This window comes from Methylobacterium sp. CB376, assembly GCF_029714205.1.
GTDB lineage: Bacteria > Pseudomonadota > Alphaproteobacteria > Rhizobiales > Beijerinckiaceae > Methylobacterium.
Genome location: NZ_CP121648.1, coordinates 613,075 through 633,247, shown reverse-complemented (window position 1 = coordinate 633,247; position 20,173 = coordinate 613,075). Strand labels below are relative to the sequence as shown.

Sequence of the window (20,173 nt, the reverse complement as noted above, 5' to 3'; positions counted from 1 at the left end):
GAAGCCATCAACCGGATGGCGGATGAGTCCCGCCCGCAGGTGGGCCGCCGCGGCGGGCCGCGGCCTCTCGGGAGCGGCGTCCCGTCCCCCCTCGCGGCGGAGGCGGATCGCGCCGCTCGGCGCGCGGGGGCGATCCCGAGCGGGGCGCCTCAGTTCGAATGCACGAGCTGGAACGTCGCGACGGCCCCGATGCCCTTCAGGGCGATGCATCCGCTCGGGCGGACCCGGAAGCGGCGGTCGAGCAGCTCGGCGGTGCGCGCGTCGAGCGTGATGGCCCCGGGCGGCGAGGCGGTTTCCAGCCGGCTGGCGAGATTGACGGTCGACCCCCAGACGTCGAAGACGGGCCGTGTCACGCCGATGACTCCGCTGATGACCTGGCCGGTGGCGATGCCGAACCGCATCTGGATCGCCGCGCCGTGCCGCTCTCCCGTCTCCAGGACGGCGCGGCGCGCGTCGAGTGCGAAGCCGGCAACGGCGTGCGCGTCCTTGTGGATCGCGTCCCCGACGCCGGCCGCCGCCATGTAGGCGTCGCCGATCGTCTTGATCTTCTCGATGCCGTGCTTGGCCGCGATGTCGTCGAGTTGCGAAAAGAGATCGTTCAACAGCCTGATCACGTCGTGCGGCGACGTCCGGGAAGCCAGATGAGTGAAACCCACGATGTCGCAAAAGCTGATGGTCACATGATCATTCAGGTCGGCGATATGGTTCTCTCCGCCCTTGATGCGGTCGTAGATCTGCATGGGGAGAATATCCCGCAGGATCCTGTCGATCCTGTCGCGCTCGCTCCTCAATTCTCTTTCAAGTTTGAATTTCTGCCTCTCCGTCTTTTCAACGAAGAAGCAGGTCGCCAACGTAATGAAAATCGTGTAGAGCAGGAAGGAATTAACATAGACGAACGCTTTCGTGTCAAAAGACTTGAGGAAGAGTCCGGCGTTGCTGCACGTAAAAACCAAAATACAGCAGATCGATGCGCGATCGAAAGTTGTCCTGATGAAGCCGCCGGCGTAAAATGTGGTGAATATGATCGCGCCGATATAATAATAGATCCCATTTTCTGTATATATGAGCGCCAACACCGCGGCGGATGCGCAGGCGAACCAGACCAGAATGCCTAGATTGAGGATGTGTTTCCGATACGTCTTCCAGCGCAGCATCATGACACCTGCCACGCAGCTCAATGCGATGAAAAAATGGTACGTGATGATGACCTGGGGATGAGGAAACACGTACGTCGCACCGACCGGCATCAGCAGGTGGAGCACGACCGTGACGGGCAGGACGAGCTTGACGGAATCGATGCACTGCTTGCGAACCTCCTCCTTGAAGTCAGCTTCGATGCAATCGTCGAATTTCTCCAGGCGGAGCTTCGCAGGAAACTGCGATAACAACGATGATCTGGACGGCGCATCTCTGCTCATCACGACCGTCTCCTTTGAATGCGATCGGCATCGGACCACCGGATGGGTGTGTGATCGTGGATGGAGGACGGCGACTTGAGGAGCGGCAAGACACTGAAAGACGCGCGGATTCGTCCGCAGGCCCGGTGACGGGTCCCCCGACGTCCGAGCAGGGGCCGACGCGGGCCCGGGGCGGAGTGGCCGCTTCGGCGGTCGGACGGGAGCGCGCCCGTGCGCGTGAGAGCCCGCTCCGGCTGGCCAAGCCCGCCGGGGCGGGCCTGCCCGTGACCCGCGTCGCCGACACCAACCCGGCCCTGGCCGAGCCGAGCCGGCGGCGCGCCCGCTCCAAGGCCGGCTGGCACTCCCGCGAACCGGCCGTGCCGCGCGGCGTCGCGGTGCCGATGCCCGGGACGGCGGTCGAGGGGCTGGCGGGCGTGGGCTGACGCGCCCTCAGGCGGCCCGGGACCCCGCCGGGCTCTCCTCCAGGAACGGCGTCACGGCCGCCAGGAACAGCGCCGGGTCCTGCAGCGGCGGAACATGCGCGCAGCCCGGCAGGATCGCCAGTCGCGCGTCCGGCAGCCCGCGGGCGAGGTCGCGCGCCATGGCGGGCGGGGTCGCCTCGTCCTCCTCGCCGACCAGCACCAGGGCCGGCACCGTCACGCCCGCGAGGTCCGGGCGCAGGTCGAGGCCGGCCAGCGCCTCGCAGGCGGCCCGGAACACCGCCGGGTCGGTGCGCAGGAAGGCGGCGCGCCGCTCCGCCATCAGCGCCTCGTTCGCGGCCTGGAAGGCGGGCGCGAACAGCCGGCGCATCGCCGTGTCGGTGAGGGCCGCGAGCCCCTTCTCGGCCGCCACGGCCGCCATGGTCCGGAAGGCCTGGCGGCCCGGCTCCGGGAAGCAGGCGCCGCAATCGGCGAGCACCAGCCTTCCCGCGAGGCCCGGATGACGGATCGCCAGCTGCAGGGCCACGAAGCCGCCGTAACCGTTCCCGAGCAGGATCGGCGCCGCCCCGCCGAGGTCCCGGACGGCCTCGGCCACCCGGTCCGCCACGGCGGCGAGGCCGCCGGCCGCGGGCCGCGATCCGCCGAAGCCCGGCAGGTCGGGAACCACCACCCGGAACCGCGCGGCGAGGGGCTCCCGGACGCGGTCGAAGCTCGCCCGGTCCGACAGGAGCGAGTGCAGCAGGACGAGCGGCGTCCCGTCCCCCAGAACCTCCGCCGAAATCCCGCCCGCCAGCGTCACCCGCATCGTCCGCCTCCCGCACCGCGCGCCGAACCCCTCGGCCGCCCTCGTCCGGCCCGCCGCCCCCGGGAGGGAACCGCGCGAAAGCCGTTGACGTGATATTTCACGACTGCGATGTTGAGGCAACCTGAACGGGTCACGATCGTGCTGCTCCGCGACACCATCTACGAGGCCATCCGGGCCGAGATCCTCACCTGCCGCGTGCCGCCCGGGGCGGAGGTGCGGGAGCAGGAGCTGGCCGAGCGCTTCGAGGTCAGCCGTCAGCCGGTGCGCGAGGCGCTGCTGCGCCTCGAGCGGGAGCGGCTCGTCACGGTTCACCCGCGCCAGGGATATCAGGTGAACCCGATCTCGGTCGCGGACGCCCGCGACCTGCTGCAGTTCCGCCTGGTGGTCGAGCCGGCCTGCGCGGGGGAGGCGGCCGAGTCCGCGCCGCCCGCCGTGCTGGCCGGCCTCGACGCCTTCCGGGAGCTGCCGGAGGGCGGCGACTTCATCGCCTACAACCGCGCCTTCCACACGGCGCTCGCCGAGGCGTCCGGCAACCGCCGCATGGCGGCGGTGACCCGCGACCTGATCGAGCAGGCCGACCGGCTCGTGCGGGTGAGCCTCGCCACCATCCGGGGGCGCGATCCGGCCCAGCTCATCGCCGAGCACGCGGGGATCATCGACGCCGTGCAGCGGCGCGACGCGCGGGCCGCGCGGCGCCGGGTGCGGGACCACGTCGCCCGGGCGGAGCGGCGCATCATCCCGGCGCTCGAGCGAAGCGCCGTCATCCTCTGAGGGAGAGACCTTCTTGAACATGGTGTCGAGACCAGACCTCGCCGTCGAGACGCGCGGCAACTTCGTCGATGGCCGCGAGATCGAGGCCGGCGACGGCACGCTGATCGACGTGCGCAACCCGGCGACGGGGGCCGTCATCGCCCGGATCCCGAACTCGACCGAGGCCGACGTCGACCGGGCGATGCGCAGCGCGCGCGCGGCCTTCGAGTCCCGGGAATGGGGCGGCCTGGATACCCGCGCCCGCGCCAAGCTGGTGAACCGCCTCGCCGACGCCTTCGAGGCCAATCTCGACACGCTCTACCGGCTGGAGACGCTCAACAACGGCCGCCCGGTGAACGAGACCCGGGCGCAGCTCTCGCGCCTGCCGGACTTCTTCCGCTACTTCGCGGGCCTTGCCCTCTCGCGCCGCGACGCGGTGATCCCGGTCGAGGGCAGCTACCTCAACTACACGCGGCGCACGCCGATCGGCGTCGTGGCGAACTGCACGCCCTTCAATCATCCGCTGATGATCCTGTGCAAGTCGCTCGCCGCCGTGCTGGCCACGGGCTGCACCACGGTGGTCAAGCCGTCCGAGTACACCCCGCTCACCACCCTGAAGCTCGCCCAGATCTTCACCGAGGCCGGGCTGCCGAACGGCGTGTTCAACATCGTGCTGGGCCTCGGCCCCACGACCGGCCGCTCCCTCGCCGAGCACCGCGACATCAACAAGCTCGTCCTCACCGGCGGCACCGAGGCGGGGCGCATCGCCGGCAGCGCCGCCGCGCGCGTCTTCGCCCACCAGACCATGGAGCTCGGCGGCAAGACCCCGGTCATGGTCTTCGACGATTTCGACCTCGACCAGGCGGTCAACTACGCCGCCTTCGGGGCCTTCATCGGGGCCGGGCAGACCTGCGTCTGCGCCAGCCGCCACCTCGTCCAGGACACGATCTACGACGCGTTCGTGGAGAAGCTCGCCGCCAAGGCGAAGAGCATCCGCATCGGCGATCCCTTCGACCCGGCGACGCAGCTCGGGCCGGTGATCTCGCAGAAGCAGCGCGACCGCGTGCTCACCTACGCGGCCCACGGCCGCGACGAGGGCGCGCGGGCGGTGGCGGGCGGCCGCGCGGCGCGCATCCCGGGCTTCGAGGAGGGCTACTTCGTCGAGCCGACCGTCTTCGCGGATGTCCGCGCCGAGATGCGGATCTTCCAGGAGGAGGTGTTCGGCCCCTTCACCAGCGTCACGCCGTTCCGGGACGAGGCCGAGGCCCTGCGGCTCGCCAACGACTCGCCCTTCGGCCTCGCGGCGGCCGTGCGCACCCGCGACGTCGCCCGCGCCCACCGGGTCGCCGCCGCCGTGAAGGCCGGGATCGTCTGGATCAACGACCACCACCGCCTCGACCCGGCCTCGCCCTGGGGCGGCGTCGACGACAGCGGGCTCGGCCGCGAGTGCGGCGCCGAGAGCTTCGACGACCACTTCAACGTCAAGAGCATCATGGTGGCGACGCACGATGCCCCGTTCGACTGGTACCGCGACACGGCGGGCCAGCGCCGCCTCAACTGATCCCACGCGCCCTCGGAGGGCCGGCACACCGCGTCAGACGGGGCCCTCCGCATCGCCCGCATCACCCCGAGGAAACGCCATGAGACCAGACGCCACGACTGCCCCCGTCAACGCGGGAGGCCGGCTCGACCGGCTGCCGATCGGCCCGTTCCACTACCGGATCATGTGGCTGATCGGGATCGGGATGTTCTTCGACGGCTTCGACATCTACATCGCCGGGACCGTGCTCGGCGCGACGCTGAAGAGCGGGTTCTCGACCCTGCCGGAGAACGCCCTGTTCGTCTCGTCGACCTTCGTCGGGATGATGGCCGGCTCGTTCCTGACCGGCTTCCTGGGCGACCGCTACGGCCGGCGCTTCACCTACCAGGCGAACCTGCTGATCTTCGGCCTCGCCGCCATCGCGGCGGCCTTCGCGCCCTCCATGACCGTGCTGATCGTCCTGCGCTTCATCATGGGGGTGGGGCTCGGGGCCGAGAACGTGGTCGGCTACTCGACCATGACGGAGTTCGTGCCGGCCCGCTCGCGGGGGCGCTGGCTCGGGCTGATGGCGGTCTTCGTGGTGACCGGCCTGCCGGTCGCCTCGCTCGCCGGCTACGTGGTGATCCCGCTGCTTGGCTGGCGGGCGATGTTCGTCCTCGGCGGCCTCGGCGCCCTGGGCGTCTGGTACCTCCGCAAGCGCCTGCCGGAATCGCCGCGCTGGCTCGAGGCCGTGGGCCGGACCGAGGAGGCCGACGCGCTCCTGCGCGAGATCGAGCGGGAGGCCGCGCGCGGCGGCGCGCTGCCGCCGCCGGCGCCGCTCGGCCCGCCCGCGCCCAAGGCCGCCTTCGCGACCCTGTTCCGGCCGCCGCTCCTCGGGCGGGTGATCGTCGGCTGCCTGTGCCTGATCGTGATCAACACCCTGCTGTACGGCTTCGTGACCTGGCTGCCGACCTTCTTCATCAAGCAGGGCCTGAGCGTGGCGACCTCGTTCGGCTACTCGCTGCTGATGGGGCTCGGCGCCCCGATCGGCAGCGCGATCGGCGCCCTCACGGCCGACCGCTGGGGCCGCAAGCCCACCATCGCGGGCGCCTCGGCGGCGGCGATCCTGTTCGGCCTCCTCTACCCGCTCACCACCGACCCCGTGCTGCTGCCGCTCGTCGGCTTCGGCCTCACGGTGCCGATCTACGTCCTCGTCGCGCTCCTGTTCGGGATCTACATCCCCGAACTCTTCCCCACGGAGGTGCGCCTGCGCGCCTCGGGCCTGTGCAACACCTTCGGCCGCGGCGCGACCATCGTGACGCCCTTCATCGTGGTCTCGCTGTTCCAGACCTACGGGATCGGCGGCGTGATGGCGCTGATGATCGGGCTCCTCGCCGTTCAGATCGTCACGGTGCTGGCCCTCGGCGTCGAGCCGCGCCAGCAGAGCCTGGAGGAGATGAAGCCGCGCGACCTCGGCGGGGTGCAGGAGGAGCCGGTCCGCACGGTGCAGCGCGGCCTGGCCTGAGCCTCATTCGCCGAAGGGGCCACCGCTGGGCGGCGCCGATGACGCGGGGCCGGGACCCTCGGCAGAGGTGCATCGGGCCATTCCGCCGAGGCGCGGCGCGGCCCCGAGGACCCCGCGACCGCCCCCGGATCCGGGACCCGATGCCCCGCCCGGACGGGGAGCGCGTCGCGCCGAGGCGGCGGGGCCCGCCCCGTCCCCGCGCGATCCTCAACACGGCCGCTCCCCTTCGCTATAGTGAGTGCCAGGGAGGGCCCAATGGACAAGCTCGTCGAGCGCCGGCTCGCGGCCATTCTGGTTGTCGACGTCGTCGGTTACAGTCGTCTCATCGGCCTCGACGAGGCCGGGACGCTGCGTCGGCTGAAGGCCCTGCGCCGCGAACTGGTCGATCCCGCGATCTTGTCTGCACGCGGCCGCATCGTGAAGTCGACCGGCGACGGCCTGATCGCCGAATTTCCGAGCCCGGTGCGGGCCGTCGCCTGCGCCGTCGCCATCCAGAAGGCCATGGCGCTGCGCGGCGCCGGCGAGGCGCAGGAGCGGGCCCTGCGCCTGCGGGTCGGCATCAACCTCGGGGACGTGGTCGCGGAACCGGACGGCGACCTCTACGGCGACGGCGTCAACGTCGCGGCGCGGCTGGAGCCGCTCGCTGAGCCCGGCGGGATCTGCATCTCGCGCAGCGTCCACGACCAGGTGCGCGACAAGCTGCGCTACCCGTTCGAGGATCGCGGCGAGCAGGAACTCAGGAACATCGCCCGGCCGGTCGGCGTCTACGCCCTGCCGGCGGCCGCGATCCCGGGCCTGGCCGAGGGCGAGGAGCGGCCCGACGAGGCCGACCCCGCCCCGCGGCGGAGGCCGCTCAGGGCGGTCCTGCTCGCCGGGGGCGTGCTGTCGCTGCTCGCCGCGGGCGCCCTCGGCTGGTCGTACCGGACGGGCCCGGCGCGGGCGCCCGCGCCGGGCCCGCCGGCGACCGCGACGCGGGAGAGCGAGCCGGCCCCGCGACCGCGCCTGTCGATCGTGGTGCTGCCCTTCGCCAATCTGAGCAACGACCCCGAGCAGGACTTCTTCGCCGACGGGATCACCGAGGATCTCACGACGGACCTCTCCCACCTCGCCGGCAGCTTCGTCATCGCCCGCAACACCGCCTTCACCTACAAGGGCAAACCCACCGACGTGAAGCAGGTCGGGCGCGACCTCGGCGTGCGCTACGCGCTGGAGGGCAGCGTGCGCCGGACGGGCGAGCGGGTGGTGGTGAACGCGCAGCTGATCTCCGCCGAGACCGGGGCGCATCTCTGGGCGGACCGCTTCGAGGGCGAGCGCGCGCGCCTCGGAGAGCTGCAGGCCGAGTTCGTGGGACGCCTCGCCCGCTCCCTCGACATCCAGCTCATCCAGGCCGAGAGCCAGCGGTCCCTGCGCGAGCGGCCCGACAATCCCGACGCGGCGGATCTCGCGATGCGGGGCTGGGCCGCGGTCAACAAGCCGCGCAGCCGGGAGAGCCTCGGCGAGGCGGTGGCCTTCTTCGAGCAGGCGCTGCGCCGCGACCCGACCAACGGCTTCGCCAAGCTCGGGCTCGCCCGGGCGATGAGCTCGCGCGTCATCTCGCGCTGGAGCCCGGATCCCGCCGCCGAGATCGCCGAGGCCGACCGCATCGTCACGGCCTACCTCGCCGAGCACGCGAACGACCCCATGGCGTTCTACGTCAAGGCGGAAATCTACAAGTATCGCAAGAATTTCGATGCCGCCCTTCCGCTCTACTTGAAGTCGGTCGAGCTGGACAAGAACTTCGCGCAGGGTTACGCGACGATCGGAAATGTCAAGATCCTGTCCGGGAAGTCCGCCGAGTCGTTCGCCTACACCGAGAAGGCGCTGCGGCTGAGTCCCCGCGACCCGGCCGCCAAGATCTGGAAGTACTTCATCTGTCACGCCAACGCGCATCTCGCCCGCTGGGACGAGGCCATCACCACCTGCAACCAGGCCATCGCGGACGGGCCGTTCTGGCAGACCTACATCGACCTGGCGGCGGCCTACGCGTGGAAGGGGCGCGCGAGCGAGGCCGGGCACGCGGTGGCCGAGCTCCTGAAGCTCATGCCCGGCTACACGGTCGAGAAATGGGCGAAGGCGGATTGGTCGGACGACCCGACCTTCCTCGACGAGTACCGCCGCATCACCGAAGGGCTCAGGAAGGCGGGCCTCCCGGACGCCTGATCCGGGATCCGGTTGATCGGAGCGGATCCCGGATCCCGGAGCCCGCGCGGCGCTTGACGTCCGCATCGTGCAGGACGGCCTGGAGAGGCCGCTGCTCCCGGAGACCATCACGGCGGACTTCGCGATTCCCGGCGCCACTATGAGCGAGCCGGAATTCCTGCACCGGCTGACCGGGGCGACGGGCTGCGGCCTGCGCCTCGACGTCACCAACGTCGAGGTCAACGCGGCCAACCACGGCTTCGACGCGCGGGCCTTCCTCGCCGCGCTGCCCCTCGACCGGGTCGTGCAGGTCCACCTCGCCGGCGGCGCGCGGGAGGGCGGCCGGCTGATCGACACGCACGGCGCGCCGGTCTCGGAGGTGAGCTGGGAACTCCTCGCCGCCCTCGCGGCGCGGGCTCCGGTCCGGGCGGTGCTCCTGGAGCGGGACCTCGACTTCTCGGACCCGGAGGGCCTGATCGCCGAGGTCGCCCGGGCCCGGGTGACCGTGGCGCGCGCCGCGGCCTGACGGACGGGCCGCGGTCCGGCCGGAGCGCCGTCGGCCGCGCTCCCGGTCGGCGAGGGCCGGAGCGCCCCGCTCGCATCCCCCGGGACCCGCGATCCCGGGAGCCGGGTGGCCGCCGGCTCAGGCGGCCTTCACGGCGGACAGGAAGGCGCCGACCTCCTGGGTGAGGCGCTCCGAGTGCTGGGCCAGCTCCTGGGCCGCGCCGAGCACCTGGGTGGCGGCGGCGCCGGTCGAGCCCGCCGCGTCGCGGACCCCCGCGATGCCGTCGGTGACCTGCCCGGTGCCGCGCGCCGCCTCCTGCACGGTGCGGGCGATGTCCTGCGTCACCGCGCCCTGCTCCTCCATGGCCGCCGCGATGGCGCCGGCGACCCCGGCCATCTCGGTGATCGTGCGGCCGATGCTCCGGATCGCGTCCACGGATTCGTGCGTGGCGTCCTGGATCGCCCGGATCTGGCCCGCGATCTCCTCGGTCGCGCGCGTCGTCTGGCTCGCCAGGGCCTTGACCTCGCTCGCGACCACGGCGAAGCCGCGGCCGGCCTCGCCGGCGCGGGCGGCCTCGATCGTCGCGTTGAGCGCCAGAAGGTTGGTCTGCCCGGCGATCTGGCCGATCATGCCGACGATCGCGTCGATCCGCTCGGCCGCGGCGGCGAGCTGCCCGACCAGGACGTCGGTGCGGTTCGCCTCCTCGGCGGCCCGGTGGGCGATGCGGGCCGACTGCCCGACCTGCTGGCCGATCTCGCGGATCGAGGCGGACATCTCCTCGCTCGCGGCCGCGACGGTCTGGACGTTGCCCGCCGTCCGCGCGGCCGCGCCCATCGCGGCCGCCGATTGCTGCGCGGTCTGGTCGGCCGTGGCGCTCATCGCGCGCGCCGTCGCCTCCATCTCGGTCGCGGCGCCGGCGAGGCCCTGGGTCAGCAGCGACACGTTCTGCTCGAAGTGCCGGGTGACGCGGTCGAGGAGGTCGGCGCGCCGCATCGTCGCGTCGGCCTCCCGGGCGGCCCGCGCGTCGGCCTCCTGCTTGGCGACCAGCGCCTCCCGGAACACCTGCACGGCGCGCGCCATCGCGCCGATCTCGTCCCGCCGGGCGAGGGCCGGCACGACGACCGCGTAGTCGCCCGAAGCGAGGCGCTGCATCGCCCCGGTCATCGCCGCGAGGGGCCGCGCGACGCCCCGCCCGACCCGCCACGCCAGGACGCCGCCGAGGATCACGGCCGCCGCGCCGATCGCCAGCACCATGAGGCGCAGCTCGGCCGCGTCCGCCGCGACCTGGCCCATCAGGTGCTGCTGCTCGCGCACCGCCTGCGCCCGCGTCGCGCTGCCGAGCCCGATGAGCGCGTCGCCCGTCCGCTTCAGCACCTGGTAGGCCTGCTCGACGCTGCCCGCCCCGTCGAGGCTGCTGCCGAGGGCGGCCTTGAAGGGGGGCAGCTTCGCGGCCACCACCTTGAGAGAGGCCTGCAGCGTGCCGCCCTCGTCGCCCCGCGCGAGCGCGTCGATCTCGCGGCCGTAGCGCGCCAGCTCGACGCCGGCCGTGTCGGCATCGGCCGGGTTGCCGCTGCTGCGGAACAGGATGGCGGCCGCGATGGCGCTCTGCAGCGCCCGGTCGGCCCGGAAGGACGCGGCGGCGAGGTCGGGCTCGCGGGCGGCGCGCGCGGCGATCGCGTAGCCGGCGTTGGACAGCGCCGCGCCGAGCTTCACCACCTCGCCGAGGGCGGCCTTGCGCGCCTGCATCGCCGCCACGAGCGTCTCGGCCTGGGCGGCGTAATCCTTCGCGTGCGCGGCGAGCGGGCCCGCCTCGGCCCCGCCGGACCGCGCCATGCGCTCGCTCTCGGCGGCGAGCTTGGCGAGCCCGGCCTTGAGCTCGACGAGCATCTCGCCCTGCTCGGTGCGCATGTAGTTGAGGACGAGCCGGCGCACGCCGTTCAGGAAGCGCTCGAACTCGCTGGCGCTCTCGGCCGCCTCGACGCGCTCGCCCGCCCGGGCGACCTCCGCGGTGAGGACGCTCGCGTTGCGGAAGGTGAGCAGGGCCGAGGCGCCGAGGAGGAGCAGCACGACGCCGAAGCCGGCCAGGATGCGCTGCGCGACCGACAGCCGGTCGAGACCAAGGGTGGGCATGGGGGGCTCGCGGTCAGGGGACGGACTTGATCTGCTGGATGAGGTCGGCGCCGAAGCGGCGGCCGAATTCCGCGTTCGTGGCCTCGAGGCGCCGCGCGAAGGCCGCGCGGTCGACCGAGGCCACGACCGCCATGCCGGCGCGGCGCAGGGCCTCGACGCCCTCCTTCTCGGCCCGCCCGGCCACCTCGCGGGAGACCTCGCCGCCCGCGCGGGCCGCCTCCGCGAAGGCCCGCTGCTCGCTCGGGCTCAGGCCCTCCCAGGCGGGCTTGGCGATCAGGATGGCGGCCCAGGAATAGATGTGCCCGCTCAGCGTCAGGTGCGTCTGCACCCGCTCGAAATGCGAGGCCGTGATCACGGCGATCGGGTTCTCCTGCCCGTCGAACCGGCCCGATTGCAGCGCCCCGTAGAGGGCCGGGAAGGCGAGGGGCTCCGCCTTGACGCCGAGGGCGCGGAAGCCCGCCAGCATCACGTCGGATTGCGGGACCCGCATCGAGAGACCCTGGAGATCCTCCGGGCCGGTGACGGGCCGCTTGCCGTTCGTGATGTGGCGCATCCCGTTCTCGCCCCAGGCGAGCGCCAGGATGCCCTTCTGCTGGAACTTGCGCAGGTAGCCCTGGCCGATCGGCCCGTCGAGCACCGCCTGGGCGTGGCGCGCGTCCCGGAACAGGAACGGGATGTCGAAGACGCCGAATTCCGGGATGAGGCTGGCGAAGGGCGCGCTGGTCAGGAAGGCCATGTCGAGATGGCCGAGCCGCAGCTCCTCGACCATCTCGACCTCGCCGCCGACGCTGCCGTTCGGGTAGAGCTCGACGCGGGTGCCGTTGCCGGTCCGCTTGGCGACCTCCTCGGCGAAGCGCTGCGCGCCGGCGCCGAGCTGGGACGCCTGGGAGAACAGGTAGCCCAGGCGCAGAACGCGCTCCTGAGCCTCGGCGCGACCGCCCACCACCGCGGAGCAGAGCCCGAGGACGGCCAGCGCCGCTCGCAATTGCCTTCGCATTATCGGATCTCACGTGCCGTATGGGTCCGAATTACGCGAGAAGGTTTTAATGAATTGATGAAATGCGCGCGGACATCGTCCATCAACTAGTAACGTAGGGGCAGATCTGGTTCCGGCGCGCCGCGGAGAACCCGGCCGGATCGGAGCCCTCGGGCAGGCGCCGAGGGCCGCGCGCTCGTGCCGAGGGCGCGGGATGCCGCGGCATCGGGCCGTTGAGCCTCTCGCAGGGCCGACACGCGCCGATGGCCTGACGACCCTGCGGGAACGGAACCGACGGCCACGGGACATGACCGCCGGTGCGCGTGTCCCGGTCCGCGTCCTGGACCGCGCGCGGGGCGGTCTCGCCCGGGATCGGGCGGCGGCCCCGGGAGGCCGGCCGCCGCGGCGGGGCCTCAGCGCCCCGTCCCGATCTCCGCCTCGACCGCCCGCAGCCGCTCGGGGGCGCGCTCCTTGCGCTCGCTGTAGCGGTCGACGAGGTACTCGGCCCGATCGCGGGTCAGGAGGGTGAACTTGACCAGTTCCTCGCAGACGTCGACGACCCGGTCGTAGAGCGGGCCGGGCCGCATCCGCCCCGCCTCGTCGAATTCCCGGTAGGCCATCGGCACCGAGGACTGGTTGGGGATGGTGATCATCCGCATCCAGCGCCCGAGCACGCGCAGGGCGTTGACGGCGTTGAAGGATTGCGACCCGCCCGAGACCTGCATGACGGCGAGGGTGCGCCCCTGGGTCGGGCGCAGCGCCCCCTCGGCCAGGGGCAGCCAGTCGATCTGGCTCTTCATCACGCCGGTCAGGGCGCCGTGCCGCTCCGGGCTCACCCAGACCTGCCCCTCCGACCAGAGCGAGAGCGCCCGCAGTTCCTGCACCTTGGGGTGATCGGCCGGCGCGTCGTCCGGCAGGGGCAGGCCGTGCGCGTGGTAGATCCGCACCTCCCCGCCCATCCGCTCCAGGAGCCGGGCCGCCTCGTAGGCGAGGAGGCGGCTGAACGAGCGCTCGCGCAGGGAGCCGTACAGGATCAGGAAGCGCGGCGCGTGCGTCAGGTGCCGGCCGGGCTCCAGCGCCGCCGGGCTCGGCACCGCGAAATGGGCCTCGGCGAGGTTCGGGAGGCCGTCGGCGAAGGGCTGAAGGGGCTTGTCCACGGGCGCAGAGTCTCGTACGTTTCAACAAGAGTAGAATTATTGGATCGTCGATGGACGAACGGCAAGCCCTCGCCGCCTTCGCGGCCCTCGCGCAGGCGCACCGGCTGCGGAGCGTGCGCCGCCTCGTGGCGGCCGGTCCCGACGGCATGGCGGCGGGCAGCCTGGCGGCCGAGGTCGGCGTGGCCGTCTCCAACCTGTCCTTCCACCTCAAGGAACTGGCGCATGCGGGCCTGGTCCAGTCCCGGCGCGAGGGCCGCTCGATCATCTACAGCGCCGATTACGGGGCGCTCTCGGGCCTGATCGAGTTCCTGATGAGGGATTGCTGCGGCGGACGCCCGGAGGTCTGCGCCCCGGCCGTCACCGCGCTCGCGGCCTGCTGCGGGCCGCAGGAGACGGTGTCCCGTGCGTGAGCGCGCGGGCGGCCTGCCTCTTCCGCGGCCGGGCATGCCGGGCAGGTCCGGCCGCCCGCCCGCCGCACGGCGCGGAGGCTCCGCGCCCCATCCCACCCCGGCCGGAGGTCGCCTGATGGACGTCGTCATCTACCACAATCCCGCCTGCGGGACGTCGCGCAACGCCCTGGCGATGATCCGCAACGCCGGCATCGAGCCGCACGTCGTCGAGTCCCTGAAGACGCCGCCGAGCCGCGCCATGGTGCGCGCCCTCGCCCGGCGCGCCGGCGTCACCGTGCGCGACCTGCTGCGGGAGAAGGGCACGCCCTACGCGGAGCTCGGGCTCGGCGACCCGTCGCTGAGCGAGGACCAGCTCCTCGACGCGATCGCCGCGCACCCGATCCTGCTCAACCGGCCGATCGTCGTGTCTCCCCTGGGCGTGCGCCTGTGCCGCCCCTCCGAGGCGGTGCTGGACCTGCTGCCGGCGCAGCAGGGCGAGTTCGTGAAGGAGGACGGCGAGCGCGTCGTCGACGAGAGCGGCCGCCGCGTCGCCACCGCCTGAGGACACCGTGGGCACCTTCGAACGCTACCTGACCCTCTGGGTCGCCCTCTGCATCGTCGTCGGCGTCGCGCTCGGCCACGCCGTGCCGGGCGTCTTCCGCGCCGTCGGCGCGGCCGAGATCGCCAAGGTCAACCTGCCGGTGGCGGGGCTGATCTGGCTCATGGTCGTGCCCATGCTGCTCAAGATCGACTTCGCCGCGCTGCGCCACGTCGGGCGGCACTGGCGCGGCATCGGCGTGACGCTCCTGGTCAACTGGGCCGTGAAGCCGTTCTCGATGGCGGCGCTGGGCTGGCTGTTCATCGGCCACCTGTTCCGGCCGCTGCTGCCGGCCGACCAGATCGACGGCTACGTCGCCGGGCTGATCATCCTGGCCGCGGCGCCCTGCACCGCGATGGTGTTCGTGTGGTCGAACCTCACGCGGGGCGAGCCGCACTTCACGCTGAGCCAGGTGGCGCTCAACGACGGCATCATGGTGGTGGCCTTCGCGCCCATCGTCGGGCTGCTGCTCGGGCTCTCGGCCATCACGGTCCCGTGGGGCACGCTGGTCCTCTCGGTCGTGCTCTACATCGTCATCCCGGTCGTGGTCGCGCAGGCGGCCCGGCGCAGCCTGCTCGCCGCGGGCGGCCAGCCCGCCCTCGACCGCCTCCTGGCGCGGCTGGGGCCGGCCTCGCTGGCGGCGCTGCTGGCGACCCTCGTCCTGCTGTTCGGCTTCCAGGGCGAGCAGATCCTGGCCCAGCCGGCCGTGATCGCGCTCCTGGCGGTCCCCATCCTGATCCAGGTCTACCTGAACAGCGGGCTCGCCTACCTCCTGAACCGGCTCGCCGGGGAGCAGCACTGCGTCGCCGGCCCCTCCGCGCTGATCGGGGCCTCCAACTTCTTCGAACTCGCGGTGGCGGCGGCCATCTCGCTGTTCGGGTTCGAGTCGGGCGCGGCGCTCGCCACGGTGGTGGGCGTGCTGATCGAGGTCCCGGTCATGCTCAGCGTGGTCCGGATCGTGAACCGCTCCAAGGACTGGTACGAGCGCGGGGCGGCGCGGGCGCGGCTCGCGCCCCAGGAGGGGTGAGCCGCGGCGGATCCGCGGCTTGACGGTTCCACGGCCTCGGGGCAGGATATTTCGATGAATGTCGAACAAGCCGCCAAGCAGCTCGAGGCCCTCGGCAACCCGACGCGCCTGCGGGTCTATCGCGCGCTGGTGCGGGCCGGGCCCGCCGGCCTGCCGGTGCGGCAGCTGCAGGAGCGGGTCGGCCTCGCGGCGGCCTCGACCCTGTCCCACCACCTGCACCGCCTGATCCTGACCGGCCTCGTCTCCCAGGAGCGGCAGGCCACCACGCTGATCTGCCGCGCGGTCTATCCGTCCATGGACGCCCTGCTGGACTTCCTGACGGCGGAGTGCTGCGCCGATGCGGGCTGCGCGCGCGGGGACGCCGCCGCCTGACCTCGTGCCCGTTATTTCGATCATTCTGGAAAGAGCGGAGAAAGCTGATGTCCGAGACCCCCACCTTCCTGCCGGTCGCGGTGATCGGCGCCGGGCCGGTCGGCCTGGCGGCGGCGGCGCACCTCGTCGCCCGCGGCCTGCCGGTGAAGGTCTACGAGGCCGGGACGGAGGTCGCCGCCCATGTCCGGGACTGGGGCCACGTCCGGCTCTTCTCGCCCTGGGCGTTCAACGTCGACCCGGCCGCGCGGGCGCTCCTGGCGCGCCGGGGCTGGGAGATGCCGCCCGAATCGGCGCACCCGACCGGGGCCGAGCTGGTCGGCCGCTACCTCGCCCCGCTCGCCGCGACCCCCGACCTGGCGCCCGCGATCGAGACCGGGGCCCGGGTCACGGCCCTGAGCCGGAAGGGCCTCGACAAGGCCGCCGGCCGCGACCGGGCGGCGCGGCCCTTCGTGCTCGCGGTGCGGGAGCGGGGCGGCCGCCTCCGGCGCGACCTCGCCCGCGCGGTGATCGACGCCTCCGGCACCTGGGCGACGCCCAATCCGCTCGGCGCCGACGGCCTGCCGGCCGCGGGCGAGGCGGCGCTGGCGGACCGGATCGCCACCGGGATCCCCGACGTGCTCGGCCGCGACCGGGCCGCCTATGCGGGGCGGACCACCCTGGTGGTCGGGGCCGGCCACTCGGCCGCGAACGTGCTGCTCGACCTCGGCCGGCTCGCCGAGGAGGAGGAGGGCACCCGGCTGCTCTGGGCCACCCGCGGCACGGACCTGTCGCGCGTCTACGGCGGCGGGGCGCAGGACCGGCTGGCGGCGCGCGGCGACCTCGGCCTGCGGCTCCGGGCCCTGGTCGAGGCCGGCCGCGCGCGCCTGGTGCGGGGCTTCGCGCTCACGGCCCTGCGCCCGGCCGGCGCGGGCCTCCTGGTCGAGGGCGAGACCGGGAGCGGCCCGTGCACGCTCGGCCCGGTCGACCGGATCGTGACGGCCACCGGCCAGCGCCCGGACCTCGCCCTGACGCGCGAGCTGCGCCTGGACCTCGATCCCGGGCTGGAGAGCGCCCGGGCGCTCGGCCCGCTGATCGACCCGAACCTGCATTCCTGCGGCTCGGTCCCGCCGCACGGCCACCGGGAGCTCGCCCACCCGGAGCCGGGCTTCTACACGGCCGGGATCAAGAGCTACGGCCGGGCCCCGACCTTCCTGATGATGACCGGCTACGAGCAGGTGCGCTCGATCGCGGCCGCCCTGGCCGGCGATCGCGCGGCCGCCGACGAGGTCGCGCTGGTTCTCCCGGAGACCGGGATCTGCACGACCGCGCGCGGCGCGGACCCGGGCGGGGACAGCGGCGGCGCGGTCTCGTCCGGGGCCGGGTCCTGCTGCGGCCGGGCCGCGTGAGCGCCCGCCCCCGGCTGGCGGTGGTCAGCGCCCTCGGGGTGGTCCAGATCCTGACCTGGGGCACGTCGTACTACCTGCTCACGGTGCTGGCGCCGCCGATCGCCGCCGAGACGGGCTGGCCGCTGCCCTGGATCGTGGGCAGCCTGTCCGCCGGCCTGCTCGTCTCCGGCCTGGTCTCGCCGCGGGTCGGCCGGGCGATCGGCCGCTCGGGCGGCCGCCCGGTCCTGGCGCTCGCCATCCTGGTGCTGGCGCTCGGCCTCACGGTGATCGGCCTCGCGCCGAGCCTGCCGGTCTTCTTCGCCGGCTGGCTGATCCTGGGCGCCGGCATGGGCGGCGGCCTCTACGACGCCGCCTTCGCCACCCTGGGGCGCCTCTACGGCGCGGGCGCCCGGCCGGCGATCTCGGCCCTGACCCTGTGGGGCGGCTTCGCCAGCACGGTCTGCTGGCCGCTCTCGGCCGTCCTGGTGGCGCAGCTCGGCTGGCGGGGCACCTGCCTGGCCTATGCGGGCCTCCTCCTCGCCCTTGCCCTGCCCCTGGTCCTCCTCGTCATCCCGGCCCCGCCGCCGCTCCCGGAGACGGCCGCGGCCCCGGCGGGGAGCGCCGCCCTGGCGCCCGGCGAGCGGCGGGCCTTCCTGTGCCTCGCCGGCATCCTGACGCTCGGCGGGGCGACGACCGCGATCGTCTCGGTGCACCTCCTCACCCTGCTCCAGGCGCGCGGCGCGTCCCTCGCGGCGGCGGTCGCCCTCGGGGCCGTGGTCGGCCCCGCCCAGGTCGGCGCGCGGGTGATCGAGATGGCGAACCGGGGCCGGCACCACCCGATCTGGACCCTCACCGCCGCCATGGGCCTGATCGCGGCCGGGCTCGTCCTGCTGGCGTTCGGCGTCGCGTGGCCGGCCCTCGCGCTCGTCCTCTACGGCGCCGGCAACGGCGTCTACTCGATCGCGCGGGGCACGCTGCCGCTCGCCCTGTTCGGTCCGCTGCGCTACGCGCCGCTCGTGGGCCGGCTCGCCCGGCCGAACCTCGTCGCCCAGGCTCTGGCCCCCTCCGCCGGCGCCTTCGTGCTCGCGGCGGCGGGCGCGCAGGCGGCCCTCGCGCTCCTGACCGGGCTCGCCCTCGCCAACCTCGTTCTGGTGGCGGCGCTCTGGCGGGAGCGCCGCGCCGCAGGGGAGGGCGCGCCCGCCGGCGAACCGGGATCCCGGCCGGATCGTTGACCCGGCTGACGCCGCCCCGGGCGGCGGACAGGAGGGCGGAGCAATGAGCGTGGGCGAGACGGAGCGAGGCCTCGGCGGCGGCCCGGCCGGGGGCGAGGGCGCCGACGAGCGCCGCCAGCCGGTCGATCGGGGCACGGGCCAGCTCGGCGGCGGCGCGCCCGGCGGGCTCGGGGCGAACGCGCCCGGATCGGGCGGCGGCGGCCTCGGCGGGCTCGCCGGGGCGCCGGGGGCCGGCACGGACGGGCTTCCCGGCGGCGGGTCGGTCGGCACGGCGGGCGAGGGCTCGCCCGCCGCAGGACCCTGGCCGGCGGCGGCACCGGCGATCTCGGCAGCGACCTCGGCGCCAACCAGGGCGGGGTCGCCGGCGGCAGCACCGGCGACATCGGCGGGGGCGTCGGCAGCACGGGCGACCTCGGCGGCGACATGGGGGACGACCCGCTCGCCGGCGGCGGCGATGTCGGCCGCGGGGCCGGCACCTCCGGCGGCCGCAGCGGGACCTGAGCGCGGGGTTCGGGCGCGGGGCCCCGGCGGGGGCTGTGGCGTCCCGGCCCACTCGCCGGACCGGGCGGGCCGCGTCTATGCTCGCCCGATCGCCGCCGGCCGAGACCCACCCGTGACCCTGACCCAGATCACCCACCACGATCTCGACGGCTACGGCGCCTCGACGGTCGTCGCCTGCCTCTGCGACCCGGAGCGGGTCGTGCACGTGCCCCGCTACGGCGATGTCGGCCCAGTCGTGGAGGCCGAGCTGAAGCGGCTCGGCCGCGCCAGGGCGCGCGAGACCCTGCTCCTCACCGATCTCGGGCTCGAGGAGCCGACCATCGCCTTCCTGCGCCGCTTCGCGGCCATGAACCGGCGCCGCGAGCCGGGCGACGGGCACGGCCTCGTCGTGCTCGACCACCACGCCTCGTCGGTCGAGCAGCTCGGGCGCCAGGGCTTCGCGCCGCAGCCCGACCCGGATCGCCCGGGCCTGCTGCGCTTCGGCGTCGAGGATCCGGCGGTCACCGTGCTGATCGACGAGGGATCGAGCGCGACCCGGATGGCCCTCACCCACCGCGCCCTGTTCGCGACCCGCCCGGAGCCCGACCGCGCCGAGGACCTCGCCGTGCTCGTCGAGGCCGTGGACGCGGTCGACCTCTGGCGCAAGCACGATCCGCGCTTCCCGAGCGGGCAGGCGCTCGACGAGGCGTTCTGGGACAACGTCGCCACCCTGGTGCCGGCCGGGCATCCGGCCCATGACGGCGTCGTGTCGCGCCTGCTGCTCGACGCGGCCGCGGCCCTGCGCGCGGGCGCGACGCCGGCCGACCTCGAACGCCGCGTCCCCGAGATCCGCGGCGCCATCGTGGACGACCTGATGCGGCAGGCGCCTGGGGACGATCCGGCCCTGACCACCCGCCTGAGGGTGGCCCGCCTGCTCGCCCGTTCCGACGCGCTGTTCCATCCGCTCCCGGACGGGACGCTGCTGTCCTTCGGCCTCGATCCCGGCACCTTCCAGCGGGTCTCGGACCTGATCATGGCGGAGGGCCGCGCCGCGCGGGTGGTCAACGTGCAGCGCACCGGCACCCTGTCCTTCCGCTCGAATGACGGCACGGCCCTCGCGGGGGCGCGGCTGTTCCGCGGCGGCGGGCACCAGGACGCGGCCGGCGGCAAGCTCCCGAGCGGCACCGCCTTCTCCCTGGCGGACGCGGTCGCCCAGGTCGAGCCGGTGCTGGCCCCGCCCCGGCCCGCCGCGGAGGACAGCCCCTTCGCGGCCCTCCGCAACTGGAAGGGCTGAGCGCCGCGCCACGCAACATCCGGCCGCCCTCGCGG

18 protein-coding genes are annotated in these 20,173 nt (G+C 73.7%); 13 read left to right on the top strand and 5 right to left on the bottom strand.

Going from position 1 to position 20,173, the window contains the following annotated elements; genetic code table 11:
- Positions 1-149: 149 nt before the first annotated feature.
- On the bottom strand, positions 150-1,418 hold the full coding sequence (locus QA634_RS02700; protein WP_012330512.1) for an adenylate/guanylate cyclase domain-containing protein: 1,269 nt from the start codon (positions 1,416-1,418) through the stop codon (positions 150-152).
- A gap of 263 nt (positions 1,419-1,681) precedes the next feature.
- On the opposite strand from QA634_RS02700, the gene QA634_RS02695 reads away from it, so the two are divergent.
- Positions 1,682-1,840, top strand: coding sequence for a hypothetical protein (locus tag QA634_RS02695; protein WP_236728811.1), 159 nt, complete (start codon positions 1,682-1,684; stop codon positions 1,838-1,840).
- Positions 1,841-1,847: 7 nt separating this feature from the next.
- On the opposite strand, the gene QA634_RS02690 is transcribed toward QA634_RS02695, so the two are convergent.
- Positions 1,848-2,642, bottom strand: a complete 795-nt coding sequence (locus tag QA634_RS02690) for an alpha/beta fold hydrolase (protein WP_012330510.1) — start codon at positions 2,640-2,642, stop codon at positions 1,848-1,850.
- Positions 2,643-2,780: 138 nt separating this feature from the next.
- Between QA634_RS02690 and QA634_RS02685 the strand changes: the two genes are divergently transcribed.
- The 5 genes from QA634_RS02685 to QA634_RS02665 all read left to right on the top strand — a co-directional run bounded on the left by QA634_RS02685 (position 2,781) and on the right by QA634_RS02665 (position 9,140).
- Positions 2,781-3,413 (top strand): GntR family transcriptional regulator, encoded by a 633-nt coding sequence (locus tag QA634_RS02685; RefSeq protein WP_043700749.1) that lies wholly within the window; start codon positions 2,781-2,783, stop codon positions 3,411-3,413.
- A gap of 19 nt (positions 3,414-3,432) precedes the next feature.
- On the top strand, positions 3,433-4,953 hold the full coding sequence (locus QA634_RS02680; RefSeq protein ID WP_012330508.1) for an aldehyde dehydrogenase: 1,521 nt from the start codon (positions 3,433-3,435) through the stop codon (positions 4,951-4,953).
- Between the two features lie 79 nt (positions 4,954-5,032).
- A complete protein-coding gene (locus QA634_RS02675) occupies positions 5,033-6,436 on the top strand; it encodes an MFS transporter (RefSeq protein WP_012330507.1) in 1,404 nt (467 codons plus the stop codon).
- A 255-nt stretch (positions 6,437-6,691) separates the two neighbouring features.
- Complete coding sequence (locus QA634_RS02670; RefSeq protein ID WP_012330506.1) at positions 6,692-8,635, top strand: adenylate/guanylate cyclase domain-containing protein; 1,944 nt, start codon at positions 6,692-6,694, stop codon at positions 8,633-8,635.
- Between the two features lie 67 nt (positions 8,636-8,702).
- The gene (locus QA634_RS02665) at positions 8,703-9,140 is read left to right on the top strand and encodes a multinuclear nonheme iron-dependent oxidase (protein ID WP_018262740.1); all 438 of its coding nucleotides are present in this window, start codon (positions 8,703-8,705) and stop codon (positions 9,138-9,140) included.
- Positions 9,141-9,257: 117 nt separating this feature from the next.
- Here QA634_RS02665 and QA634_RS02660 read toward each other — a convergent pair whose 3' ends face one another.
- The 3 genes from QA634_RS02660 to arsH form a co-directional block, all read right to left on the bottom strand.
- Entirely contained in the window at positions 9,258-11,249 is a 1,992-nt protein-coding gene (locus QA634_RS02660; protein ID WP_012330505.1) for a methyl-accepting chemotaxis protein, read from the bottom strand.
- 13 nt (positions 11,250-11,262) lie between these two features.
- A complete protein-coding gene (locus QA634_RS02655) occupies positions 11,263-12,246 on the bottom strand; it encodes a DctP family TRAP transporter solute-binding subunit (protein WP_043700748.1) in 984 nt (327 codons plus the stop codon).
- A 392-nt stretch (positions 12,247-12,638) separates the two neighbouring features.
- Positions 12,639-13,382, bottom strand: a complete 744-nt coding sequence (gene arsH / locus QA634_RS02650; protein ID WP_012330503.1) for an arsenical resistance protein ArsH — start codon at positions 13,380-13,382, stop codon at positions 12,639-12,641.
- A 50-nt stretch (positions 13,383-13,432) separates the two neighbouring features.
- Between arsH and QA634_RS02645 the strand changes: the two genes are divergently transcribed.
- The 7 genes from QA634_RS02645 to QA634_RS02615 all read left to right on the top strand — a co-directional run bounded on the left by QA634_RS02645 (position 13,433) and on the right by QA634_RS02615 (position 20,138).
- A complete protein-coding gene (locus QA634_RS02645) occupies positions 13,433-13,792 on the top strand; it encodes an ArsR/SmtB family transcription factor (protein ID WP_012330502.1) in 360 nt (119 codons plus the stop codon).
- A gap of 115 nt (positions 13,793-13,907) precedes the next feature.
- Positions 13,908-14,333: an arsenate reductase (glutaredoxin) gene (gene arsC, locus QA634_RS02640; protein WP_012330501.1), complete on the top strand. Its 426-nt coding sequence runs from the start codon at positions 13,908-13,910 to the stop codon at positions 14,331-14,333.
- A gap of 7 nt (positions 14,334-14,340) precedes the next feature.
- A complete protein-coding gene (gene arsB / locus QA634_RS02635; RefSeq protein WP_012330500.1) occupies positions 14,341-15,396 on the top strand; it encodes an ACR3 family arsenite efflux transporter in 1,056 nt (351 codons plus the stop codon).
- Between the two features lie 54 nt (positions 15,397-15,450).
- Positions 15,451-15,768, top strand: a complete 318-nt coding sequence (locus QA634_RS02630; RefSeq protein WP_012330499.1) for an ArsR/SmtB family transcription factor — start codon at positions 15,451-15,453, stop codon at positions 15,766-15,768.
- A 47-nt stretch (positions 15,769-15,815) separates the two neighbouring features.
- Positions 15,816-17,153, top strand: coding sequence for an NAD(P)-binding protein (locus tag QA634_RS02625; protein ID WP_012330498.1), 1,338 nt, complete (start codon positions 15,816-15,818; stop codon positions 17,151-17,153).
- Positions 17,150-18,364: an MFS transporter gene (locus tag QA634_RS02620; RefSeq protein WP_012330497.1), complete on the top strand. Its 1,215-nt coding sequence runs from the start codon at positions 17,150-17,152 to the stop codon at positions 18,362-18,364. The genes QA634_RS02625 and QA634_RS02620 overlap by 4 nt, the downstream gene beginning before the upstream one ends.
- A 613-nt stretch (positions 18,365-18,977) precedes the next feature.
- Positions 18,978-20,138: a hypothetical protein gene (locus QA634_RS02615; RefSeq protein WP_012330495.1), complete on the top strand. Its 1,161-nt coding sequence runs from the start codon at positions 18,978-18,980 to the stop codon at positions 20,136-20,138.
- The last annotated feature ends 35 nt before the right edge of the window (positions 20,139-20,173 follow it).

Coding starts and splice junctions, on each gene's coding strand:
- QA634_RS02680 (WP_012330508.1), top strand. CDS start 3,433: ATGGTGTCGAGACCAGACCTCGCCGTCGAGACGCGCGGCAACTTCGTC.
- QA634_RS02625 (WP_012330498.1), top strand. CDS start 15,816: ATGTCCGAGACCCCCACCTTCCTGCCGGTCGCGGTGATCGGCGCCGGG.
- QA634_RS02675 (WP_012330507.1), top strand. CDS start 5,033: ATGAGACCAGACGCCACGACTGCCCCCGTCAACGCGGGAGGCCGGCTC.
- QA634_RS02630 (WP_012330499.1), top strand. CDS start 15,451: ATGAATGTCGAACAAGCCGCCAAGCAGCTCGAGGCCCTCGGCAACCCG.
- QA634_RS02645 (WP_012330502.1), top strand. CDS start 13,433: ATGGACGAACGGCAAGCCCTCGCCGCCTTCGCGGCCCTCGCGCAGGCG.
- arsC (WP_012330501.1), top strand. CDS start 13,908: ATGGACGTCGTCATCTACCACAATCCCGCCTGCGGGACGTCGCGCAAC.
- QA634_RS02700 (WP_012330512.1), bottom strand. CDS start 1,418: ATGAGCAGAGATGCGCCGTCCAGATCATCGTTGTTATCGCAGTTTCCT.
- QA634_RS02655 (WP_043700748.1), bottom strand. CDS start 12,246: ATGCGAAGGCAATTGCGAGCGGCGCTGGCCGTCCTCGGGCTCTGCTCC.
- QA634_RS02660 (WP_012330505.1), bottom strand. CDS start 11,249: ATGCCCACCCTTGGTCTCGACCGGCTGTCGGTCGCGCAGCGCATCCTG.
- QA634_RS02690 (WP_012330510.1), bottom strand. CDS start 2,642: ATGCGGGTGACGCTGGCGGGCGGGATTTCGGCGGAGGTTCTGGGGGAC.
- QA634_RS02670 (WP_012330506.1), top strand. CDS start 6,692: ATGGACAAGCTCGTCGAGCGCCGGCTCGCGGCCATTCTGGTTGTCGAC.